Origin of the sequence: Pseudohalioglobus sediminis (genome assembly GCF_008370495.1) — a bacterium.
Taxonomy (GTDB): Bacteria; Pseudomonadota; Gammaproteobacteria; order Pseudomonadales; family Halieaceae; genus Halioglobus.
Genome location: NZ_VTUX01000003.1, coordinates 224,680 through 247,602, shown reverse-complemented (window position 1 = coordinate 247,602; position 22,923 = coordinate 224,680). Strand labels below are relative to the sequence as shown.

Here is a 22,923-nt window from a genome sequence, read left to right as displayed (position 1 = left end):
GCTCATGGCTTGTGCAGCGTGGATGAAAGCACGGGTCAATCTCGCTTATAATCGCGGTTTTTTTCAGGAGTAACCCATGGGCAGAGCCTACCAGAACCGCAAGGAATCCATGGCCAAGACGTCGGACCAGAAAGCCCGCGTCTACAGCAAGCACGCCCGCGTGATCTACGTTACCGCCAAACAGGGTGGTACTGACCCGGCGGGTAACCTGGCCCTGCGCAGCGCCATTGACCGTGCCAAGAAAGACCAGGTCCCGGCCCACGTTATCGACAAGGCCATCGACAAGGCCGCGGGTAACGCCGGTGAGGATTTTGCCGCGGCCCGTTACGAGGGCTTTGGCCCGGGCGGTTGCATGGTGATCGTTGACTGTCTCACGGACAACCCCAATCGCACTATCGGCGATGTGCGCCAGTGTTTTACCAAGACCAAATGTAAAATCGGCACGCCCGGTAGCGTCAGTCACGCCTTTGATCACTGCGCCATCTTTGTGTTCGCGGGGGAGGATGAGGAAGCTGTGCTCGATGCGCTGATGATGGCAGATGTCGAGGTCGAGGACATCGAGTGCGAGGACGGTAAAGTCAGCGTGTTTACGCCACACACCGAGTTCGCCAGGGCGAGGCAGGCCTTACAGGAGGCCTTCGGTGACATCGAGTTCGACGTCGAGGAAATTCAGTTCGTGCCCAAAGACACCGCGCCCATCGCCGAGAGTGATGAGCCCATGTTTGAAAAGTTCCTGGACATGCTAAACGATGTTGAAGACGTGCAGAAGGTCTACCACAACGTCGCCTAGTCCGGTGTGGGCAGGCGCCGAATGACCAGCAGCAGCTCGCCGACGCGGACGCCAAACTTGTTCAATGTCGATTCGTTGATCAGGATATCTGGCGTCAGCAGGTACATGCGGTCGTCGACGCGAACGTCGATGGTGTCGCCGCGGTAGGGCACCTGTAATACATAATCCAGGAACACGGCGTTGCCGGACTGGCGCAAAATGCCCTCGCCGGTGACATCCCCGGCAGTGCCGATGTAGGAACCGTCGGGCTGGCGGCGCAGTGTCCAAACCCGTTTCTGTTTCTCACCATCATTGAAAACGAAATCTTCATCCAGCACGCCCACGCCGTCTTCCCAACTGGCGTCAATGGTGGCATTGAAGGTCCTGATCACTTTGCCGCCGCGGTTCTTCACCACGCCGTGTGCGGCGAGCTTGCCATCGAAGAATTGCTCCACCTCGAAAGTGGGGCTGAAATCCCGGTAATCACTGACACTGACCTGGCTACACCCGCTGATCAGGCCCAGCAGCGCCGCCAGCACTGCGAAGCGTGGCAGCAATCGACGGCGGGTAGTGGCCCGCCCATGTTCTGCGTTCATGCGCTTTTGCCCCCGCTGGCCGTCTCCAGTGTGCGCCACGGCCGCCCGTCGCAGGTCGTGCGCCAGCGGCAGTCGGGCAGGCATCCGCGGCAGGGCAGCCGCGATGAGTCCTGGGGCTTGGCTGGTTCGCTCGATGTGTCAGTGGTCGCTTTCATCACGGTTCTCCATGTCATTACGCATTGATACGGTGTAATCCGCAGATAGGACTACCCGCTCGCCGCGCCGTGCAGAGCTGGACTGCGCGTCTTCAGTAAGTGTACGAGGACTGCAACCCCAGGGGTACGCCCAGGCCCCAGTAGGCCAGCAGGTAGAAACTCCATACCACCAGGAATATCAGCGAGTAGGGCAGCATCATCGCTGTCAGCGTGCCGATGCCGGCGCTCCTGATGTAACGCTGGCAGTAGACCACGACCAGGGGGAAATAGGGCATCAGCGGGGTGATGATGTTGGTTGTGGAGTCACCCACACGATAGGCCGCCTGGGCCAGGTCCGGGGAAATACCGAGTTCCATCAGCATAGGCACGAATATGGGCGCCAGCAGTGCCCACTTGGCCGACGCCGAGCCGATAAACAGGTTGAGCAGGCCGGTCAACAGGATGATGCCGACGATGGTCATGGCGCTGGGCAGGCCCGCGGCCTTCAATGCCGCGGCGCCCTCTACCGCGAGCAGTACCCCGAGATTTGATTGCGCAAAGGCGAAGATGAACTGGGCGATGAAGAACATGATTACCAGGTAGTAGGCCATGCTCTCCATCGCCTTGGTCATGCCGGCAATAATATCCCGGGCACTGGTTACCGTACCGGCGCGGTAACCGTAGACCACGCCGGGCAGCAGGAACAGCACGAATATCAGTGGCACGATCGAGCCCATAAGCGGGGCGCCCAGCTCGGTCAGCGCACCTGTACTGCCGCGCCAGGGCGACGTCTCGGGCCAGGCGCTGGCAACCAGCAGGGCAATGGCGATCACCATGGACCACAGCGCCGCACGCAGGCCGCGGCGCTCGTTTTCTGCCAGCGGCGCCATGGACGGGAGGTCTTCAAGATTCTCATCCACTGCGGTGCCCTGCAGGCGCGGCTCCACGATTTTGTCAGTGACCAGCCAGCCGAGGGCAATGATCAGCAGTGAAGAAGAAGCGGTAAAGAAGAAATTATTCAGCGGATTCAGGGTGATATCCGGATCGAGTATCTGTGCGCCGGACTGGGAGATGCCCTGTAGCATCGGATCAATGGCGGAGGGGATGAAGTTGGCGGAAAAGCCGCCGGAGACCCCGGCAAACGCCGCCGCGATCCCCGCCAGCGGGTGCCTGCCAGCGGCATAGAAAATAATGCCGCCCAGCGGGATCACCAGCACATAGCCGGCGTCTGCGGCGGTATGACTGACAATGCCCACAAGAATCAGCATGGGTGTAAGCAGCCATTTTGCGGTGACACTCATCATCGCGCGCAGGGCAGAACCGATAAACCCGGTGTGATCCGCCACGCCGATGCCAAGCATGGCAACCAGCACCACACCGATGGGGTGGAAGTGGGCAAAGGTCTGCACCATGGAGGAGAAGAACTGCACCATGGCCTCGCCTGACAGCTGGTTGACCACCACCAGGGGTGCACCGGTGCGAGGGTCACTGACGCCCCAGTCGACATAGGACAACAGCCAGGATAGCACCCAGACCACCACCAGCAGGGCGATGAACAGCAGTGTCGGGTCGGGAAGCTTGTTGCCAACCCGCTCTACGGTGGCCAATGCACGGCGGACAAAACTGGATTCATTGCCAGTGGCTGACGACATGGAAGTACCTGAAGACGGTTGTTGTGAGCGCAAGTCTAGCTTGGAAAGTGCGTCAGCACACTGGAAAATCCTCCCCTGGCCCTGCTATGGCAGGGTTTGCACGTACCGCTGCAGCCAGCAGGGGTTGCTATTGCCAGTGGCAACGCACCAGTTGCCAGTCGCCATCGATGCGTCGCCAGCGCCCCTCAAAACGGTACAGCCTGGCAGTTTCCGGCAGGCGCTGCGCAGCGCCGCTGAGAGCTGCTGTACCGCGCATGCTGGCGAGTTCGGGCTGGCCGGGGTCAGCTTCGATCTCCAGCTGTGTGATCAGCAGCCGGATGTCCCGGTAGCGCAGGAAGTAGCCCGCCAGGAGTTTGCGCACATCCTCCCTCTCGAGTTGCGCGCCACCCCGCGGGCCGCCAATGAAGTTCTCCGCGATATGCCGGCGCACGCCGGCGTTGTCCCGGTCGTCCAGCGCGGTTTGCATCTGTTCGATCACCTGCCTGATCTCGGTTTCGGGTCCGGCAGAGGGGGAACAGGCCGACAGCAGCGTCAGCAAGGCGAATACGGGCAGTAACAAGTAGGCTGGCATGGCGTGATATCCGCGGTCCGGTGCGTTGCAGTTTAGGTCGGGACAGGACACTATTACAGCTCCAGTCGCAAGGGAACCGGAATGCCAGCCAGCGCGCCTCCAGTCAAGCTCATTGACCTGTACCGCCTTGCCGAGCAGATGGAGGCGGATCGCGACGTTCCCGCTTCGGCACTGCGCGAGCGCGACCATCGTATTGGCCAGCGCCACGGCGGCGATGATGACGCAAGTTGCCTGCTCGCCTGGCTGGACCAGGTGGCGCCCAGGGAGCCGCAGAGTTTCTGGCTCACCCAGTCGCACATCGTACTGTTATTGCGCGCGCTGGCGCTGCTGGCGGGCGCCATGGCTTTGGCCGGCTTCCTGCTGGCAAGTGAAAGAGCACTGGTCAACGTGCTCCTGTTCCAGCTTTTCTTTGTCCTGCTGCCGCTGCTGCTGGGTATTGTGGCCGCGGTGGTAATGCTGCGCTCCGTGCGCGGCAGTCCGCCAGCCATATCGCCGCTGAACCCCGCCGGGCTGGTGGTGCGGCGCGCGGTGCCGGGACCTGGCGAATTGCGGGAGGCCGGCGCGGCCATGCGCCTGCTGGCGCTGCGCTATGGCCAGGAGCTTGGCGCGCTGTTCGCAGCGGGCGTGATGTTCGCATTCCTGGTATTGCTGGCGTTCACTGATTTCAGTTTCGTCTGGGGTTCAACCTTTGGTTTTAGTGACCAGGCCATTGATCATTTTAATGCGCTGCTTGCCTGGCCGTGGTCGTCCTGGCTGCCGCAGGCCGTGGTGCCAGCGGAGGTGGTGACGGATACACGCTACCACGCGGCACAGCTGGATTTCAGTGCCATCAGCGCAGCCAGTCGACGCGGCTGGTGGCCGTTCCTGCTGATGTGCCTGGCGACCTACGCGCTGTTGCCACGGCTGTTGCTGTGGTTGCTTTCGCGCTACCTCTATCGGCGTGAGTTGTTACGCAGCTTTGTTAATTATCCCGGCGCCGCGGCAGCCCTGGCGCGCATGCGCTCGCCGGTGGTGAAAACCCAGGCAGCAGAGTCAGAGCACGTTGACGTGCAGCCCTACGCCGACGTCTACGACGACAGTGCCCTGTTGCTGGATTGGGCGGATGCCCTCGCCGGCGGCGGGGTGCTGCCTGAACAGTTGGCCAGGCCACAGAATCACCTGCGAGCCGGTTGCGGCTCCCCGGCGGAGGACGTGGACTGCGTGGAAGCGATAAACCGCAGGCAGCCGGACCTGCTGCTGGTTGCCGTCAAGTCCTGGGAGCCGCCGATGGCGGACCTTGCCGACGTGCTCGCTGATGTACGTGGCGTGTCGCGCTGTCGACTGTTACTGGTGCCCCTGAAGGGGCGTGAGGTGAGTGAGCAGGGCCAGCGCGACTGGAAAGCTTTTGCCGTAGAACTGCCGTTTGCAATGAGTGATGCGCAGCCGCTGGAGCATCACCGGTGAGCCGTCATTCGGGGCAAGACCTGCCGCACTTCGCCGTGGTGGGCAGACCCAACAAGGGTAAGTCGTCCATTGTCGCCACGCTGGCCAGGGATGACTCGGTACACATCGCCGCGCGCGCAGGTTCAACCACCAGCACACGCTGTTTTCCCATGCAGGTTGATGGCGAGACCCTGTATGAACTGATCGACACACCGGGTATCCAGCGCGCACGGCAGATGCTGGCATGGCTGCACGCAAACTGTGCGGATGCGGCAGGCAGGCCCGCCGCAGTGCAGCGCTTTCTCGATGAGCACGCGGATCAGGAGCAGTTCGCGGATGAGTGTCACGCGCTGGCCCCGATTGTGGCCGGTGCTGGCATCATCTATGTCGTTGACGGCTCGGTGCCTTTTGGCGGCGACTATGAAGCCGAGATGGAGATCCTGCGCTGGACCGGGCGGCCAAGCCTGGCCCTGATCAACCCGATTGAAAACAGTGATTATGTGCAGCAGTGGACCGCCGGGCTCGGGCAGTATTTCCAGACCGTGCGTACCTTCGATGCGCACCGTGCCGAGTACCGCAAGCAACTCGACTTGTTGACGCTGTTCGGACACCTGGACCCGGAATGGCGGCAGCCGCTGCAGAGGGCGGTGTCAGTGCTGGAGGCAGATCGCTTGCGGCAGCACCAGGAGGCGGGCGAGATCATCAGTACCCTGATCTATGAGGGCCTGACTTACAGCGTGGAGCAGGCGGTGCCGGAGGGCGCCCCGGAGGAGCCTGTACGCAAACTGTTGTTCCATCGCTACCAGCGCCAGATGATAAAGCGCGAGCGCAGCAGCCGGGAGCGTGTCGAGGAATTGTTCTACTATCGCGACCTGCACAAGTCGGAGCAGGGCATCGAGTTTGAAGAGGAGGACCTGTTCCACCAGGAGAACTGGTACCTGTGGGGCTTGAATCGCAAGCAGTTACTGATTGCCGCGGGCGCCGCCGGCGGTGTCGCCGGGGGTGGCGCCGGTGTGGTGGTGGATGGCATGACCGGTGGCCTGCTCGGCGGCCTGGCCACTCTCGCCGGCGGTATAGGCGGTGCGGTGGCCTCTACGCGGGGCGTATTGCGGCGCTCCGATGACATCGCCAGGTGGACGGTGAGCGGCGTACCCACCGGCGGAACACGCCTGGCTTTCGGGCCCTCGCGCAACGCCAACTTCCCCTTCGTATTGCTGGGTCGGGCCATGCAGCACCACCGCGCGATCAGCCAGCGCACGCACGCCGTGCGGGAAACGCTGAAACTGGATTCACCGGCCCTGGACTGGCTGGAGGATCGGGAGCGACGGCAGCTGGCGCGGATCTTTGAGGATATACGCCGGGACAAACGTACCAGTGAACGCCGTGCCGAGCTGACCGCCATGTTGCAGGCCTGGTGCCGCGACGTGGACGGGTCCTGATGGCTGCTGCCGGCTGGCAGTGGTGGTTAGCGTCGCTCAGCCCGGTAGCAGGTAATCGCGGGTCATCATTTCTGCCTGTTGCCACAGCCTTGTGGCCATGGCGCTATCGGTCATGTGGTGTGGGCCGCTGATCGTTACCGGATTGCAATCCTGGAAATACGCGCCCGAGACCCCTGCGAGGGCCGGGTGCGTGGCCACGTAGAGCTGTGTTGCCGCGCCCTGCTGCGGGGTCTTGGCGATGACACCACCGAACAGTTCGAAAGCGGTGCGCGCCAGCGCCGGTGCCGAGTACATGGGCGCCGCGCAGTGCCCAGGACGCGCATGGTTTCCAATCCCAGCCCGGAGTTGCAGCCGGTCACCAGGGCAACGCGCCCGCTTAGATCCAGCCCGGCAGTGACCTCTTCACCGGTAGCGTCCGCATCGAAAGGCCCCACCGGGAGGCTGCTGTCGATGGTGACTACATAGTCCTCGCCCGAGCACCCCAGCGTCGCGGTGCCGAGGCCAAGGACGAGGCTGGTGCGCAGTAACTGTCGACGGTTGAGTGGCATGGTCTGGCCTCCTGGGGTTGCCTGCTCGCGCTGGCGTTAGCTCTTTGCGGCTGCATGCAGGCTGCCGGGGCGGGCCTGCCTGCAGTGTGCTGAAAGCGAGTGTGTCACAGCCCGCCCATCAGCATGTATTTTATCTCCACGTAATCGTCAATGCCGTACTTTGAGCCCTCGCGCCCCGAGCCCGATTCCTTGACGCCGCCAAACGGCGCCATCTCGTTGGAGATAATGCCCTCGTTGATACCGACGATCCCGTACTCGAGGGCCTCGGCGACGCGCCAGACCCGGCCGATATCGCGGGTATAGAAATACGAGGCGAGGCCGAACTCGGTGTCATTGGCCATGGCGATGACTTCCTCCTCGGTAGAGAATCGCACTACCGGCGATACCGGGCCGAAAATCTCGTTGCGAAATACCGCCATCTCCGGCGTGACATCGGTGAGCACGGTGGGCTGGTAGAAACATCCGCCCAGTTCGTGGGGGCCGCCACCAACCGCCAGGCCGGCACCTGCCTTGATGGTCGCCTGTACCAGTTGATCGACGTCCTCCACGGCGCGCTGGTTCACCAGCGGGCCGATGACGACGCCGTCATCGGCGCCGTTGCCAACGGTGAGTTTAGCTGTTGCCTTGACCAGCCGGTCGACAAATTCATCGTATACGCCGTCCTGCACGAACAGGCGGTTGGAACAGACACAGGTCTGGCCGGCATTGCGGTACTTGGAAATCATGGCCCCCTGTATGGCGGCATCGATGTCGGCATCGTCGAACACGATAAAGGGGGCATTGCCACCCAGTTCCATTGACGTCTTTTTCATGGTGTCGGCGCAGGCGGCGGTCAGTTTCTTGCCCACCGGCGTAGACCCGGTGAATGTCAGTTTGCGCACCAAGGGGTTTGCAGTGAGTTCGCCGCCGATGTCACCTGAGCCGCCGGCGACCACGTTGATCACCCCTGCGGGCACTCCGGCACGTGCAGCCAACTCCGCCATGGCCAGCGCGGAGAGCGGCGTTTCCGATGCGGGTTTGATCACAATGCTGCAGCCTGCCGCCAGTGCCGGGGCCGCCTTGCGCGCGATCATGGCATTGGGAAAGTTCCACGGGGTGATGGCCGCCACAACGCCGACCGGTTGCTTGATGCAAACGATGCGTTTGTCGGCGGATGGTCCCGGTATGACATCGCCGTCGACACGCTTGGCCTCTTCGCCGAACCACTCGATAAACGCGGCGCCGTAGGCAACCTCGCCGCGTGACTCGGCCAGCACCTTGCCCTGTTCCGCGGTCATGATCTGCGCCAGGTCCTCCTGGCTGTCCATCATCAGGTCATACCACTTGCGCAATATCTGCGCCCGTTCCTTGGCGGGGCGTTGTTTCCATGCCTGCATGGCGCGGTGGGCCGCTTCGACAGCACGGCGGGTCTCGGCGGCCCCGACTTTCGCGATATTCGCGATGACTTCGCCGTTGGCCGGGTTGCTGACCGGCAGGGTGGCGCCGTTGTCCGCGTCTACCCATTGCCCGTCGATATAGGCCTGGGTCTTGAGAAGGGAGTGGTCTGCCAGAGAGAGTGTCATCTTGTGTTTCCTTTGGTCTCGTCGGGTCGGTTAAACGCCTTACAGCTTAGCACCAGATGGGGGGAGACAGTCACATCGCCGTGCATTCTGTGAGTGGCAGAGTTGCGGTGTCTGGCGCGGAGGCTGTAAACCCGGCGGAGCGGGGGGCAGGGGGGCAGGCGGCGCGCTTCCCGCTCGTCCTGTCAGTAGTGCTCGCTTTGGCCAAACAGCTGCAGCAGGCGCCGGTCTATCCAGCCATCGAGTTGCCAGTTCACCAGGAAGCCGCAGTGGCCGCCATAGCGTGTGGTTTCAATGGTGAGTGCGTCTGTGCGGGCGATGCGTGTCAGATCGTCGGCGGGAATCATCGGGTCATCTTCGCTCAGTATAAGCTGTGCTGGCACCTGCAGGTTGGCGAGGGTGTCGCCGGTAAGCGCGTAAGCCTGGTAGTAGCTGCGTGAGTCCGGGTAGGGGGTATGTCGCGGCACGAAATAGTCGTTCATGTCAGCGAGGGTTTGCATTTCCAGCAGGCTGTCGGCGTAGCCCAATTCCGGAAAGTGATCCAGCTTGATGCGCAGTGAACGCTTCCAGCGGTGCACAAAATAGCGGTGGTAGATCTGGCTGCCGTTCTCCAGCGCGTTGATGGTCCTCCACGGGTCCAGCACCGGACATACCGCCACCACACGGTCGAGTTCGAGATGGTGCTCGGATGCCCTGGCAGCCACGCGCAGGGCGAAGTTGCCGCCCAGTGAATGCCCCGCGAGAAAGGTCCTGGCACGCGGATAGCGCTGCTGTATGGCCGCGACAGCATCGATCACCTCCTGCAAGCGGGTCGAGTTATAGAGCTCCGGATTCAGGTGGTGGCTGGGCCCGTGGTCGCGCAGGTGCAGGCGGAAGACATCAAAGCCCGCCCGATACAGTGTATTCGCAGTGGACAACTGGTAACTGGATTCGGCGTCGCCCTCCCAGCCGTGCAGCAGGATCGCCAGTTTGTCGCTGCCGCCGTCGCTGGCGTTGTAGAGCCCATGCAGGCGCACGCCGTCGCTACACGGCAGGATGACACTTTCCGCCTCGGCGCGCAGCTTTCGCGTGCGCCAGCGCAGGGGCCAGCTGCGCAGGGGGGTACTCGAAATCAGTGTCTGTACGTGCGCGTTACGCAGCAGGGGAGGTGGGTTGAATCCGCTGTCTTGCACCGGCGCGGTATCAGCCCAGCTCTGCTTTTACCGAGGCGAATGCCTCGAGGGCCAGACCGATGTCGTCGTCGCTCAGCGCCGCAGACACCTGGGTGCGGATGCGCGCTTTGCCTCGCGGTACCACCGGGAAGGAAAAGGCCACCACGTAAACGCCGCGGGCCAGCATGGCCTCGGCAAACTGCGCCGCCCGGGCGGCATCGTGCAACATCACCGGCACTATGGGGTGTTGACCCGGCAGCAATTCAAAGCCCAGCGCTTCCAGGCCCTGGCGAAACTTGCTGGTATTGTCATGCAGTCGCTGGCGCAGCTCGGGCGCTTCGCGCACGAGCTCGACAGCCTTGATGGCACCGGCGACAACCGGGGGAGCCACCGTGTTGGAAAACAGGTAGGGTCGTGAACGCTGGCGCAGTAAGGCCACGACTTCGCGGCTCGCCGCAGTGTAGCCGCCAGAGGCGCCTCCCAGGGCCTTGCCCAGGGTGCCGGTGATGATGTCGACCCGGTCCATGCAGTCGCGCAGTTCGTGGGTGCCGCGGCCGTTGCTGCCGATGAAGCCGGTGGCGTGACAATCATCGAAATGCACCAGCGCCCGGTACTTCTCGGCCAGGTCACAGATCTCATCCAGGCGTGCGATGTATCCGTCCATGGAAAACACGCCATCGGTGGTGATCAGCTTGAAGCGCGCGCCGGCGCGGTCCGCAGCCTGAAGCTGTTGTTCCAGGTCTGCCATGTCGTTATTGCGGTAACGGTAGCGCTGCGCTTTACTCAGGCGCACACCATCGATGATCGAGGCGTGGTTGAGTTCATCGGAAATCACCGCGTCCTCTGCACCGAGCAGGGTTTCAAACAGGCCGCCATTGGCGTCAAAACACGATGGATACAGGATGGTGTCCTCGGTACCGAGGAAGTCGCTCAAGGTCTGTTCCAGCTGTTTATGCAGTGTCTGGGTGCCGCAGATAAAGCGCACCGAGGCCATACCGTAACCCCACTCCTCGAGGCCGCGTGCCGCAGCCGCGTTAACCTCGGGATGCTGGGCCAGGCCGAGGTAGTTATTGGCACAAAGATTCAACACCTCGCCGTCCCTGACGCCAACATGTGCCCCCTGGGGGGTGGTGATCAGGCGCTCGTGCTTGGTCAGCCCGGCCTCTTCAATGCTGTCCAGCTCGGTTGCAAGGTGTTCGCGAAATCTGTCGTCCATGGTGTGCGCCTATGCCTCCCAGTCCAGAATGACCTTGCTCGCCTCGCCGCTGCTCATGACGTCGAAACCGTGCTGGAACTCGGTGTAGGGCAGGCGGTGGGTAATAACGGGCGATATATCCAGCCCGGAGTCCACCATAACGGACATCTTGTACCAGGTTTCGTACATCTCCCTGCCGTAAATCCCCTTCAGGGTAAGCATATTGAAAATGACCTTGTTCCAGTCGATGGCCGTATTTTCCTCGGGTATGCCCAGAATGGAAACCTTGCCGCCATGACACATGCTGTCGATCAGGCTGTTGAACGCCTGCGCGTTCCCCGACATCTCCAGGCCGACGTCAAAGCCCTCGGCCATGCCCAGTTCGCGTTGTACGTCGTCGAGGGTCTCGCGGGTCACGTTGACCGTGCGTGTGGCACCCAGCGCGGCGGCACGCTCCAGCCTGGCATCGATGACGTCGGTGATGACCACGTGCCTGGCGCCCGCATGCTTGCACACAGCCGCCGCCATGGCACCAATGGGCCCGGCACCGGTGATAATGACATCCTCGCCGAGGAGATCGAACTGCAGCGCGGTGTGCACGGCATTGCCGAAGGGGTCAAACAGTGCCGCCACGGCCAGGTCGATACCCGGTGTGTGCTCCCATACGTTTGACATCGGCAGGACCACGTACTCGGCAAACGCGCCGGGCCGGTCTACACCGATCCCCGAGGTCTGGTTGCACAGGTGGCGGCGTCCGGCCATACAGTTGCGGCAACGACCGCAAACCACATGACCCTCACCAGACACGATCTGGCCCGGTCGAAAGTCATTCACGTTGGAGCCAACCGCGGCAATTTCACCGACGAACTCGTGACCCACAACCATGGGCACCGGGATGGTCTTCTGCGCCCAGGCATCCCAGTTGTAGATGTGCATGTCGGTACCGCAGATTGCCGTGCGTTTGACCTTGATCAGGACGTCGTTGATGCCCAGTTCCGGTTCTGCGACGTCTTCGAGCCAGATGCCGCGTTCGGCGAATTTCTTTACAAGTGCTTTCATTGACGGGCTGTCCGCTTTAATCAGGTAGTATTCTAGACGTACTTGGCGTCCAGAAACGCAATTAATTGTTGCGGATAATACGGGGGCAGGGTATCCGGCGGTTCAGGATCCGGACGGCAGGTAACCAGATTTATACTCAGACTGGGTCAGGGGCGGCGCGTCTTCCATGTTGTCACGGCCGGAAACGGCGGTTTCGCGGTCACTTTTCCACACGCCGCTGGAGCGATTAGTGCGCACGCCCTGGCCAAAGTTGGTCGGTTCCACCTTGACTTTCTTGCCACTGCCCGCCGTGGGGCAGCCCTTGTCGGTAAAGGTTTTCTTGCCAGTGACCGGGTCGGTGCACATCACCACGCCCGCGCTGCCGTGGGCGGCGGTAAGTAGCAGTGTGGCCAGTGCGAGCCTGGCGACGGTTCCCTTGTACATCACAATATGTCCGTTGCGTTTCGCGTATTCGTCTACACTAGGGGGGCAGCACAAGTGACGTCTACCAAAAACCGGAGATTTCGACAGAAACCCGGATAATGCTGTGAAATTTGCCCGCCAGTTGGCGTATGTACATAAACAGGACGATTCTTTACTCTTCTGACATGACCTTTACCCGCCTATTTGCCATTGTCCTGCTCCTGCTGGGGGTTTCCGGCTGTGCGTCCGTCGAGCCCACGCCAGACAGTCAATCCACCCAGGTGACGACCGCGCCGGCCTGCCCCGAGCCGCCACCGTGCCCGGTATGTGAGCCCGCAATCTGTCCCGAGCCCCAGGTGATCGAAAAAATCGTCGAGGTGCCGGCGCCGCAACCGCCCCAGGCCACGACCGCCGGCGACATGCACCTGCCCATTGTCGGTGAGGTCGAGTGGGTGATGGTGGAGCCCGCCGCACTGCTACTCGAGGCGCGTATTGACACCGGGGCCGAGACCACGTCGATACACGCGGAGGACATACAACTGGTGGAGAAGGACGGTAAGCGGTACGTGCGATTCAACCTGTTGAACGAGGAGGGCGTCAAAATCCAGCAGGAGTTACGCCTGCGGCGCCGGGTGTTGATCAAGCAGCTGGTTGGAGAACCCGAGCGACGCTACGTGGTGCGGATGTGGGTCACGCTGGCGGGTACGCGCTCGCGTATCGACGTGAACCTGTCCGATCGCGAAGACTTCGAATACCCACTGCTGGTTGGGCGCAACTTCCTCGTTGATTCGGTGATTGTCGACGTCAGCCGCCGCTACACACAGGGGCGCTAGGAGAACCATGGTTTCTTCCCGCACGCGCATCGAGATTATTTCCGGCTTGCTGATCCTGATTGGCGTGGGATTGATGTTGTACAAGGTGTTCGTGCTGGGTTTTCCCCTGGCGCCGGGCGAATACCGCGATGTCTGGACGATTGAGGGCAAGATAAGTTTCAAACCGGCAGACGGTCCGGTGGAGGTGGAGCTCAAACTGCCGCGTTCCCAGGCGGGATGGGAGATCGTCGACGAGCACTTTGCCTCGTCCGGGTTTGGTTTCGACATTCGCCAGCACGACGACAAACGCTGGGCCGTGTGGTCACGTTCTTCCCTGGAACAGCCCACCACGCTCTACTACAAGGCGCAGGCCTCTCGCCTGAGCAACCAGGGGCTGCCGGAGCGGGCGCCCCGTCCGCCGGTTGAACCCATGCTGGAGACCGATCAACTGGCGGCCACAGATCGCCTGGTCGAGGTTATCTCGGCAAAGTCTTCCGGCCCTGAGCGCTTTACCGCCCTGCTGATCCAGTCACTGCTACCTGGCGCCAGTGACCCCGACGCGCAGTTTCTGCTCAGCACCTGGGAGGAAGAACGCCACCGGGTGATCCTGGCTGTTCTGGGTCGGGCGGGTATTCCGGCCAATGAAATTCGCGGTATTCGCCTCGAGGATGGGCGCCGCCGGCAGACGCTGTCGGCATTGATAGAAATCCACAACGGCAAGGACTGGGTGGTATTCGACCCGGAGACTGCCCAGCCCGGGCTGCCAGAGGGTTTCTTCGTGTGGCAGCGCCGGGGCAAGGAAATCCTCAGTGTGGTCGGCGCGCGCGACTCCCGCCTGGAGTTCGCACTGGTCAGTAACAGCCTGCCGGCGCGCACCGTGGCGGTGATGGGTGACCGGGCCGAGGAAATTGCCCTGCTGGACTTTTCGATCTACTCACTGCCGGTGGAACAGCAGGGGGTGTTCAAGGGGCTGCTGCTGATACCGGTGGCCGCGCTGGTGGTTGTGATCATGCGCCTGTTGGTGGGAATAAGCACCTCTGGCACATTTATGCCGATCCTGATCGCCCTGGCCTTCATGCAGACCTCCCTGTGGCTGGGTCTGGCGATTTTCCTGGGGTTGGTCAGCGCCGGCCTGGTGATCCGCTCCTGGCTCAGTCATATGAACCTGCTGCTGGTGTCGCGGATATCAGCGGTGGTCATTGTGGTTATCTTCCTGATGGCGGCCCTGGCGATACTCAGCTATCGCATGGGGCTGGACCAGGTGCTTACGGTGACCTACTTCCCCACGATCATCCTGGCCTGGACCATCGAGCGCATGTCGATCCTGTGGGAAGAAGAGGGGCCCCACGAGGTGCTGGTGCAGGGTGGAGGCAGCCTGCTGGTGGCGGTATTGGCCTATGCGGCGATGTCGAGCAAACTGGTCTCCCACCTGACCTTCAATTTCCCGGAGCTCACACTCAGCCTGCTGGGCATTATCCTGCTGCTGGGCAAGTACACCGGCTATCGGCTGAGTGAACTGTACCGATTCCGCAACATGGGTGACGCCGGATGATATCGCTGGCCTCACCCGCCGCACTGCGCCGGCGCGGCATCATGGGTATGAATGAACGCAACGTAGGCTATATCGGGCGTTACAATCCCCGGCGCAATTACCCACTGGTTGACAACAAACTGAAGACCAAACAGGCGGCGGGTGATCTCGGTATCGCGGTACCGGCCCTGCACGGCGTGGTGCAGTACCAGCACCAGGTACGCAAGGTCACCACCATGCTTGAAGGCCTTGATGGTTTTGTGATCAAGCCGGCACAGGGCAGCGGTGGCAAGGGCATACTGGTGGTCGTGGGCCGCCACGGCGATCGCTATATCAAGTCCAGCGGCCAGGAGATCGAAGCCGACGAGGTCAGGCGCCACGTGTCCAACGTGCTCGCGGGCCTGCACAGTCTCGGTGGACGCAACGACGTGGCCATGATTGAGGCCTTGATCGACTTCGACCCCGAACTGGCGGAGTACAGCTACGAAGGCGTGCCCGACCTGCGCGTGATCGCGTTTCGCGGCGTGCCGGTGATGGCCATGATGCGCTGCGCCACGCACGATTCAGACGGTAAGGCTAACCTGCACCAGGGCGCCGTTGGTGTGGGCCTGGATATCGGCTCCGGCCGCGCGGTGCGCGCGGTCCAGCACGGCCAGTTGGTGGAGAGGCACCCGGACACCGGGGCAGAGTTCGCCAGCCTGGTGATTCCACACTGGGGGCAGGTTCTGGACCTGGCGGCGCGCTGCGTAGAGATGACGGGTTTGCAATACCTGGGCGCGGACGTGGTGCTGGACAAACACCGCGGGCCGATGTTGCTGGAGCTCAATGCCCGGCCCGGGCTGGCCATACAGGTGGCCAACCAGGCGGGCTTGCGCCACCGGCTGGTGGTTGCCGCGCAGATAGCCGAGCAAACCGACGATCACGACACACGCATTGCCCTTGCCAGAAAATATTTTGCCGGCTGATGTTGCCGCCGTGGTTACAGCAACACCTGCCGGAGTTGGTGCTCTGGGGCACACTGTTGTCGGTGGGCACCTTGCTCGCCATCATCGTACTGGTGCCGCTGATTCTGTCACGCCTGCCCGCTAACTACTTCAGTGAACCGCGGCGTCATTCCCTGCGAGAACGCGGCGGTAGTGCCGGCAGCTGGCTGTTGACGGTGTTCAAGAATCTGCTGGGTGCGGGGCTGGTCGTGCTCGGCCTGCTCATGTTAGTCACGCCCGGACAGGGGCTGGTGACCTTGCTGGCGGGTCTGCTGCTGATGAACTTTCCGGGCAAATACCGGCTGGAGCGGGCAGTGGTGTCACGGGAAGGCGTTATGCGGGCGCTCAACTGGTTTAGGCGGCGCAGTGGGCGGCCGCCTTTCGAGCCGCCGGCAAATTAGGCAGCCGGCGTCTTCGCAGCTGGGAACGTGCCCCGCCTGGGCTTATAATCGTAGTACACACCGGAAGAGATAGAGCTGATGATCAGTAAGATGCTGGCGCTGGGATTTGACCTGGCCACCATGCCCGCTCGCCTTACCTGGCGCAGCGCGCGTGCAATAAGCATGAGCCCCGCGGAGTTTCAGCGCTTCACCGAAGAGCTGCGACAGGCCTCGGATGAAGCCGCGCGCGAAATTCAGGCGGTTATTGCCGGTGTCGATGCGGAGATGCAGTACAAGGCCGGGCATCTCAGCGGTGAACAGAAGGCGCAGGCGGCGTCACTGGCCTTGCAGGCTGCCGAGCAGCACCTGAGCATGGCGGCGGTGAATTTGCTGCGCGCGCTGTGGTTGTCATCCCACGCCAGCCGTGAAATCGCCCGTGACCAAAACGGGGTGATTATCGAGCACGAATCCTGAAATCCAAGCCGCCGCAGTATCGGCGTGAGGTACCTTGATGAAAATGATGAGACACACAATCCGAACACTTGTTGCCGTCGCGGCACTCGCGCCGGTGTCCGGCCTTGCGCAGGAGGGCACCTCGCTGGAGTCTGACTGGATCGAACTGGTGAAGGGCCATAAGGGCGCGACCCTGGGCCTGGAATTGCGCGATATCCAGGTCAACGAGGATGACGGTACGCGCACGGTGACACTGGCGGTGCCGAAAGAATCCATCGACGATCCCGACACCATAGAAGAGGTTGTGGTGCGTGCGCGCGGGCCGCAACAGCCCGAACCGCCGGCACCCCTACCGGTGCGCTTCCAGTGGCTGGACGACTACGATGCTGACAATTACGGCCTGGTCATTCACCTGGGCGAGGGCAACTGGCCTATCAGGCTCTACCTGAATTCCCGCCCCGGCTATGTCCGCGAGGAGTAGGGCGGCTGCGCTGATCGATCGGCATAAACCCCTTGTGATTCCCTGTTACGGGGCCGTCATGCTCGCCGCATACATTCTGGTATGCCTGATGCGAGGGAGCCGAAGTGGCTGAATTTACTGAAACCGCGCTGCAAGCGGTTAGCGCGATCCAGTCCGGGGAGTACGTCTGGTGCCACTCCATGGCGGCCACGCCGACCATTCTGCTGGAGGCGCTGGCACAGCATGCACGCACCATCAGCGATGTGACCATGATGCAGCTGCATCTCGAGCACGCTGAAGCCATTGCCGACCCGGAACTGGAAGGGCATCTGCGCAACCGGTGTTTCTTTGCCGGCAAGGCCACGCGGCACCTGATCAATGAGGGCCGGGCGGACTATGTGCCCATGTTCCTGTCCGAGATTCCCAAGGAATTTCGCAAGGGCCACCAGCGGGTGGACACCGCCCTGGTGCAGGTGTCGACGCCCGACCAGCACGGTAACTGTTCACTGGGGGTTTCTGTTGAGGCCACGGCAGCGGCCTGCGATGTTGCCGGGCGCATCATTGCGCACATGAATCCCAATATGCCGCGCACCCACGGTGACAGTTTTATCAATATCCGCGATATCGACTATGCCTATGTCGAAGAAGCGCCGCTGATTACGCTGGAGCACAAGCAGATATCCGAGGTGGAACAGCGTATTGGTGAAATCGTGGCCAGTCACATTCGCGACGGCGACTGCCTGCAGATGGGAATCGGGGCCATCCCCGATGCCGCCCTGTCTTTCATGGGCGACCGTCGCAATCTCGGCGTACATACCGAGATGTTTTCTGATGGTGTGCTGGACCTGATCGAAACTGGCGTGATAACCAATGAAAACAAGAAGGTCGCCCGTGGCCGCACTGTCACCGGCTTTGCGATGGGCAGTGAGCGCCTGTATCGCTTTGTGGATGACAACCCGGAAGTGACTTTCCTTGATATCGAGTTCGTCAACAACCCCGTGGTAATTGCCAAGAATCCGCAGGTGACATCCATCAACAGCGCCATACAGATCGACCTCACCGGCCAGGTCTGCGCCGACTCCATGGGCCACAAAATCTATTCCGGCGTAGGGGGGCAGGTCGATTTCGTGCTGGGTGCGACCTTCTCAGAGCACGGCAAATCGATTATCGCGCTGCCCAGCACCGCCAAGCAGGGCAGCCTGAGCCGCCTGGTGCCGGCGCTGGAGCGCGGTGCCGGTGTGGTGACCACCCGCGCCCTGGTGGACTATGTGGTCACGGAATTCGGCATCGCCGAGCTGCGTGGCCGCTCCCTGGCAGAGCGCGCCCGCGACCTCATCGCCATCGCCCACCCGGATTATCGTGAAATACTGGCCCGGGCAGCGAGGGATGACCTGGGCCTGATCATCTAGGCACTGTGCAGTTGCCTGATACCCCCTCCCTGTATGGGGCCAAGCGCGAGTATTGGCAGGCTATATTTTCCCTGGCCAACCCTTGACGAAAAATGGATTGGTCCCTATAGTACGCCCCCTCAACGCGCCTGTAGCTCAGCTGGATAGAGTACCTGGCTACGAACCAGGCGGTCGCACGTTCGAATCGTGCCAGGCGCGCCAATTCCGTAAGGGTCTGCAGCTTAGCAGCCACTAACCTTCCCGCGCATTTCCGGCAGTTTTCCGACACTTTCCTCCTTCTGCCGCTTTATCACTGTCAGGGTGGGCGATTGCGCGCGCCCACGATCGGTCACCTTCTCCGCGGCATCCAGCAGTTCGCCGAGTTCGGCTGCCGAGTAGTGGGTGGTGATATCACCACTGGCATGCCCCAGCAGCGCCTTGCGTGTTTCCAGTGGAACCGCCGCGCCTCGCAGCCTTCGGCCGAACGTATGGCGCAAATTGTGAACGCCTTTGAGTATGGTGCTGTCCGTCGGTAACCCGGCCTTCGTCCAGGCCCTGATCCACGCGCTGGTCCGTAACTTCCCGACCGGGTTGCCCCGATAGGTAAACACGAAGTCCTCGTGGATCCCCCGCCGTGAATCGACTACTGCCTTCGCGACCGTGTTGAGCACCACCACCCGCTCGGTACTGGTCTTGGTGATCGACTCGGGCAGGACAAAGGCGAAAGTGGATAGATCATCCAGTTTTACCTCCCATGCCCAGCGCAGCTGGCAGACCTCTTGTTCCCGGCATCCCGTATTGACCGCAAACATCGCGGCATCCGCCAGGTGGCGGGGGAGCCTTGAAAAAAGCCTGTCCTGTTCTTCCCACGACAAGGGGTACGGTCTTTTCTGGCACCCCTTGAGCGATAGCCGACTGAGTTTGGGCGGTGCCTGTTTTAGCCACGGCAGCCCTTGCTCATTTCGCCATACCCGCGCCGCGCGATTGAGAACTGCACTGGCTGTACCAATCGCATTGTTAATGGATTTCGGGGCCTTCCCCAGACGGAGCCGCTCATCCACGAATGGCTTTAAAGTGCCGTCGTGGACCTGCTCCAGGGGCAGTGCGCCGATATACACGAACAACTGGTCCAGATGTATCGCTATCGTTTCTGCCGATGACGACTGTGCAATATCTTCGAGGTATCGCAGTGCCGCTGCCTCGAAGGTATAAACCGCTGCGGCTTGTTGCTTTGCCTCCTCTTGAATCTCCGCCAGTCGACGGATCAGTTTTTGCTCTGCCTCAGTGCGGCCAGATACTCCTGTGCTTTCGCGGAGCCAGCCGCCGGGGGCGTACTGCGAGCGTTTTTCGATATGCCAGATCCCGTTTTTGAGGCGGAGCCCCGGCATTTTGTTGCGCTTTGACATAAATCGTCCTCCAGAATTGAGCCTAAAGGACGACGCCCGTTGCGTTGGATATAGTCCTCCGCCCAGGCGTCGATTTCAAGTCTGTCGAAGAGAATGGTTTGTTGTCCCAGGGAAACCTCAGACAGGGCAGGGCGCACCACGCGATTAAAAGTATTCTTGTTGATCCCGAGGTAGGCCGGGGCATCGCGGAGTCGGATCAGGCGGGGTTGGATCTGCATGCCCTATCTGCCTATGTACACAGCAGTTATCTGGGCTCTGACATGGCCTATTTCAGCACTGATGGTCAGGCGGGCCTGCTGGTCGACCTGACGCTGTGACCCGGTTAATTGCTCTTTGGCGGGCCCGCCCGCATGGGGGCAGGGCCAACCTGTGAGTTCCCGGTACCGCTGCTGGGCATAGGCATGGCGCAGGCCGTGCATTTTGGATAAGCCGGCGTTGGCGGTGTGGCGTTCGTAGATCCTGAGCTGCTCGATGTATTGCCGGCCCCGGGGGATCAGCGAGCCGAAACCGGCCAGCCGCTTGGCCTGTTCCAGCAGGGCGCGTTGTTCCAGGGTGCGGATGGGGACGGTGCGTTCCCGTCCGCCCTTGGTCCAACTGGCCTTGAGGTGCAGGTGATCACCCCGGTCTGCCCAGCGGGGCTGGATCTTCAGGGCTTCCTCCCGTCGAAGCCCGAAGGCCTGTTGCAGGCGCAGGCTCATCCTCACATATTCATCTTTCACCAGGGCGAGTTGGTCCCTTTTCAGGTCCTTGGCCTTGCTGGTGCCGGATACGAACTGCCGGTCCGGTATGCCATAAAAGTCGTTGGAGCTGGCAACCACGGCCCGCTTGTTAACCTTCTCGGCCCACCAGCGTAAACAGCTCATCCGGTTCTTGATGGTGCCGGGTGAAAGGTTCTGTTTCAGCCACTCGTCCACCAGGGCCTGGACATGCTTTTGTTTGAGGGAGGAGGCCTTCAATTGCCGGAAGCCCAGCTCGTGCAACTGGTTGGCGATTGCGCTCAACTGGCGCTCACGGCCTACGCGGGTTTCGAAGCTGCCTTCATGGCTGTGTTTGCACAAGAGTTTCAGTTGGTAGTTCAGGTCTCGCATAGTGTTGTTTCCATCGGTGAGTGTTTCTGATCACCTGGCAACAATGCTGCGCAGGTCCGACGAGCGGTACGATCACGGGACACCAATCCCGGTTGACCTGAATGTGTCTGGCCATAGACAGCACGGTGTGTTTTCGCAAGAAAACTGGCCCGTGCAAACCAACGGTCATCCAGCCAAAGGCTGGTGGTGGATTTCTCCTTTTTAAGTTGAGCAGAGCGCACTGACCGCCAGTGCGTTTGCGTGGTTGAAGAAACTGTCTTTCAGGCCGGCATATATGCCCGGCCATCCACAGCGCTTATGGAACCGATCCCCGTACCAGGCGGGAGGGATTTGAAGGTGCGGTACCCAGACGAAGCGGCACTGCGATAGTTCGAAGAGGGACCCGGTCATCGCTGACCGTTGCGTCAAGAAGGGTCCTGAGTGACGCGTTCAGCAGATTCCAAAACTACCTGAATCCACCTACCCCGTTCGCTTTCGCAAGGTGGGGTCTTCCTTGCCACTTTAAGCGCAGTGGCAGCGACAAAATTCAGTGTTGGGGCCGATTATAGGAACACAGAATACGCGTGTCACAGAGAACTTCACCTGAATCGGGAGTGGTTTCTGCCCGGCAGCTGAAAACTTGCTGCCATCAAACGCCCTGAAAGCTCTCTGCAATGCAATTTTGGCCATATTTGACTGTGCCTACACGACCCAATCCACCTTTGAGGGGGTGGTTCCACTGTAACCACCCCTGAAAAGACGTTAAGCCTCGGTGTTGCCAAGATTGCCGCAATGTGCGCGCTGCCCACGTCACTACTCGCTTCGCGCCTTAGTGACGTGGGGTTTTGATGCGGAAAACGATATGCTCCGCTGTGAAAAGCCTATCAACGCCGGACGAAAACTGCACATTTGTACCCGCAAAAATCCACCATTGCCTTGGGGGAAGAGTGTTCTTCCAGACTCTTACCGAGAATTCTCTCGGGCGAGCGGCTAATGAGCTCGCGCCGGAACGCAGGCGGTACGGGGTGGTTTTTCGTGAATTTAGCGTTAAATCGAACAGAAGGATGGTGACTAACTACGTCTTGCAAAAGTCAGTGTTGCCGCAGCAGTGGGCTCTTGCAGCGAGATTTGCCAGGCGATGACATCGATATTCAGAATCTGCCTCCCACTTCGAACAAGGTAAGCGCGTGTATGCACGGCTAGATCACCCTTGGTGGGACGTAGAAAATTGATGTTGGCTGATAGGAGTGGGCACACTTCGTCGGCTGATACCTTTAAAGTTTGCAACGCACCGGTAAGCTCGAGAACGCCTACAACTACTCCTCCGTGCCACGCTTGCAACAATGGGTTACCAGTAAAATGCTCTGCCCAAGGAGTCAGGCATTCGACATCTGGTTCGCATCTGACAAGCTCGGTCCCGTAATTTTTCGCATAGGGCGTCTCGTCGAGAAACTGGAGTAGATGTTTGTCCATCTTGATTAATCACCTCGTCGATAGAGCAAGCTTCGATCCAGGGCAGGACCTGGGCTGCCAATTTTGAAAATACCTTGCGCGTTACACAACATCTTTCTTCCGTCCAGGCTGCTGGCGAATGCACTGACATAGGCAAACCCGTTAATCTGCTGGTAGCACTCCGCCTGGATTCGAACATCAGTGCCTACGGGGGCGGAATGTATGTGGTCGATTCGCAGGTTGATGGTCGCAATGGCCTGTGGCACCGCGAGGCTTTGGAGGACTACGAAACCGCAGGCACTGTCCAGTGCGGCTGCCAGAGCGCCAGGGTGCAACGAACCATTTTCGTGCGCTGTTGCATGCTTTTCCTGGAAAGGCATTTCCAATACGACTCGGTTTTCCTCGGTAGAAACAAATTTCAGTGACATATCACTGTGAGCACCGATCCCGGCGCTGAACAACTCGTAAACTTTTTCCAGTTGGAGTGCATCCAT

General features: G+C 61.0%; 23 protein-coding genes and 1 tRNA gene. 11 read left to right on the top strand and 13 right to left on the bottom strand.

What is annotated here, in order from left to right:
* The first annotated feature begins 76 nt into the window (after positions 1 to 76).
* Positions 77 to 790: a YebC/PmpR family DNA-binding transcriptional regulator gene (locus tag F0M18_RS07755; protein WP_149610839.1), complete on the top strand. Its 714-nt coding sequence runs from the start codon at positions 77 to 79 to the stop codon at positions 788 to 790.
* Here the strand turns inward: F0M18_RS07755 and F0M18_RS07750 are convergent.
* The 3 genes from F0M18_RS07750 to F0M18_RS07740 form a co-directional block, all read right to left on the bottom strand.
* Positions 787 to 1,365: a DUF3833 domain-containing protein gene (locus F0M18_RS07750; protein ID WP_149610838.1), complete on the bottom strand. Its 579-nt coding sequence runs from the start codon at positions 1,363 to 1,365 to the stop codon at positions 787 to 789. The two genes, F0M18_RS07755 and F0M18_RS07750, sit on opposite strands and share 4 nt — an antisense overlap.
* A 247-nt stretch (positions 1,366 to 1,612) precedes the next feature.
* Complete coding sequence (locus tag F0M18_RS07745; protein WP_149610837.1) at positions 1,613 to 3,151, bottom strand: AbgT family transporter; 1,539 nt, start codon at positions 3,149 to 3,151, stop codon at positions 1,613 to 1,615.
* Positions 3,152 to 3,278: 127 nt separating this feature from the next.
* Entirely contained in the window at positions 3,279 to 3,722 is a 444-nt protein-coding gene (locus F0M18_RS07740) for a YybH family protein (RefSeq protein ID WP_188109638.1), read from the bottom strand.
* Positions 3,723 to 3,803: 81 nt separating this feature from the next.
* On the opposite strand from F0M18_RS07740, the gene F0M18_RS07735 reads away from it, so the two are divergent.
* Positions 3,804 to 5,165, top strand: coding sequence for a DUF2868 domain-containing protein (locus tag F0M18_RS07735; RefSeq protein WP_149610835.1), 1,362 nt, complete (start codon positions 3,804 to 3,806; stop codon positions 5,163 to 5,165).
* On the top strand, positions 5,162 to 6,583 hold the full coding sequence (locus F0M18_RS07730) for a DUF3482 domain-containing protein (protein WP_149610834.1): 1,422 nt from the start codon (positions 5,162 to 5,164) through the stop codon (positions 6,581 to 6,583). The genes F0M18_RS07735 and F0M18_RS07730 overlap by 4 nt, the downstream gene beginning before the upstream one ends.
* A gap of 36 nt (positions 6,584 to 6,619) precedes the next feature.
* Here F0M18_RS07730 and F0M18_RS20095 read toward each other — a convergent pair whose 3' ends face one another.
* From F0M18_RS20095 to F0M18_RS07700, 6 genes are all read right to left on the bottom strand, one after another.
* Positions 6,620 to 6,877, bottom strand: coding sequence for a hypothetical protein (locus F0M18_RS20095; protein ID WP_262500868.1), 258 nt, complete (start codon positions 6,875 to 6,877; stop codon positions 6,620 to 6,622).
* A gap of 358 nt (positions 6,878 to 7,235) precedes the next feature.
* Positions 7,236 to 8,693, bottom strand: coding sequence for an NAD-dependent succinate-semialdehyde dehydrogenase (locus tag F0M18_RS07720; RefSeq protein WP_149610833.1), 1,458 nt, complete (start codon positions 8,691 to 8,693; stop codon positions 7,236 to 7,238).
* Between the two features lie 182 nt (positions 8,694 to 8,875).
* The gene (locus F0M18_RS07715) at positions 8,876 to 9,862 is read right to left on the bottom strand and encodes a YheT family hydrolase (RefSeq protein ID WP_149610832.1); all 987 of its coding nucleotides are present in this window, start codon (positions 9,860 to 9,862) and stop codon (positions 8,876 to 8,878) included.
* A gap of 10 nt (positions 9,863 to 9,872) precedes the next feature.
* The gene (gene kbl / locus F0M18_RS07710; protein WP_149610831.1) at positions 9,873 to 11,057 is read right to left on the bottom strand and encodes a glycine C-acetyltransferase; all 1,185 of its coding nucleotides are present in this window, start codon (positions 11,055 to 11,057) and stop codon (positions 9,873 to 9,875) included.
* A gap of 9 nt (positions 11,058 to 11,066) precedes the next feature.
* Entirely contained in the window at positions 11,067 to 12,095 is a 1,029-nt protein-coding gene (gene tdh / locus F0M18_RS07705) for an L-threonine 3-dehydrogenase (protein WP_149610830.1), read from the bottom strand.
* A 102-nt stretch (positions 12,096 to 12,197) separates the two neighbouring features.
* The gene (locus tag F0M18_RS07700) at positions 12,198 to 12,518 is read right to left on the bottom strand and encodes a hypothetical protein (RefSeq protein WP_149610829.1); all 321 of its coding nucleotides are present in this window, start codon (positions 12,516 to 12,518) and stop codon (positions 12,198 to 12,200) included.
* A 128-nt stretch (positions 12,519 to 12,646) separates the two neighbouring features.
* Here F0M18_RS07700 and F0M18_RS07695 point away from each other — a divergent pair, with 128 nt between their 5' ends.
* From F0M18_RS07695 to F0M18_RS07660, 8 genes are all read left to right on the top strand, one after another.
* Positions 12,647 to 13,330: an ATP-dependent zinc protease family protein gene (locus F0M18_RS07695; protein ID WP_262500867.1), complete on the top strand. Its 684-nt coding sequence runs from the start codon at positions 12,647 to 12,649 to the stop codon at positions 13,328 to 13,330.
* 7 nt (positions 13,331 to 13,337) lie between these two features.
* Entirely contained in the window at positions 13,338 to 14,861 is a 1,524-nt protein-coding gene (locus F0M18_RS07690) for an inactive transglutaminase family protein (protein WP_149610828.1), read from the top strand.
* Positions 14,858 to 15,805, top strand: coding sequence for an alpha-L-glutamate ligase-like protein (locus F0M18_RS07685; protein ID WP_149610827.1), 948 nt, complete (start codon positions 14,858 to 14,860; stop codon positions 15,803 to 15,805). The genes F0M18_RS07690 and F0M18_RS07685 overlap by 4 nt, the downstream gene beginning before the upstream one ends.
* Positions 15,805 to 16,224: a hypothetical protein gene (locus F0M18_RS07680; protein WP_149610826.1), complete on the top strand. Its 420-nt coding sequence runs from the start codon at positions 15,805 to 15,807 to the stop codon at positions 16,222 to 16,224. The genes F0M18_RS07685 and F0M18_RS07680 overlap by 1 nt, the downstream gene beginning before the upstream one ends.
* Positions 16,225 to 16,302: 78 nt before the next feature.
* Entirely contained in the window at positions 16,303 to 16,677 is a 375-nt protein-coding gene (locus F0M18_RS07675; protein WP_149610825.1) for a hypothetical protein, read from the top strand.
* 43 nt (positions 16,678 to 16,720) lie between these two features.
* Positions 16,721 to 17,137 (top strand): hypothetical protein, encoded by a 417-nt coding sequence (locus F0M18_RS07670; protein ID WP_188109637.1) that lies wholly within the window; start codon positions 16,721 to 16,723, stop codon positions 17,135 to 17,137.
* A gap of 104 nt (positions 17,138 to 17,241) precedes the next feature.
* Positions 17,242 to 18,525, top strand: a complete 1,284-nt coding sequence (locus F0M18_RS07665) for an acetyl-CoA hydrolase/transferase family protein (protein WP_149610823.1) — start codon at positions 17,242 to 17,244, stop codon at positions 18,523 to 18,525.
* Positions 18,526 to 18,649: 124 nt separating this feature from the next.
* A tRNA-Arg gene (locus tag F0M18_RS07660) sits at positions 18,650 to 18,726 on the top strand.
* Between the two features lie 20 nt (positions 18,727 to 18,746).
* Here F0M18_RS07660 and F0M18_RS07655 read toward each other — a convergent pair.
* The 4 genes from F0M18_RS07655 to F0M18_RS07640 form a co-directional block, all read right to left on the bottom strand.
* Positions 18,747 to 19,910: a tyrosine-type recombinase/integrase gene (locus tag F0M18_RS07655; protein WP_027948881.1), complete on the bottom strand. Its 1,164-nt coding sequence runs from the start codon at positions 19,908 to 19,910 to the stop codon at positions 18,747 to 18,749.
* Positions 19,911 to 20,131: 221 nt separating this feature from the next.
* Positions 20,132 to 20,998 (bottom strand): phage integrase N-terminal domain-containing protein, encoded by an 867-nt coding sequence (locus F0M18_RS07650; RefSeq protein ID WP_027948882.1) that lies wholly within the window; start codon positions 20,996 to 20,998, stop codon positions 20,132 to 20,134.
* A 1,050-nt stretch (positions 20,999 to 22,048) separates the two neighbouring features.
* Positions 22,049 to 22,450, bottom strand: a complete 402-nt coding sequence (locus F0M18_RS20170) for a PaaI family thioesterase (protein WP_076001765.1) — start codon at positions 22,448 to 22,450, stop codon at positions 22,049 to 22,051.
* Between the two features lie 5 nt (positions 22,451 to 22,455).
* Positions 22,456 to 22,923, bottom strand: a complete 468-nt coding sequence (locus F0M18_RS07640; protein ID WP_027951252.1) for a PaaI family thioesterase — start codon at positions 22,921 to 22,923, stop codon at positions 22,456 to 22,458.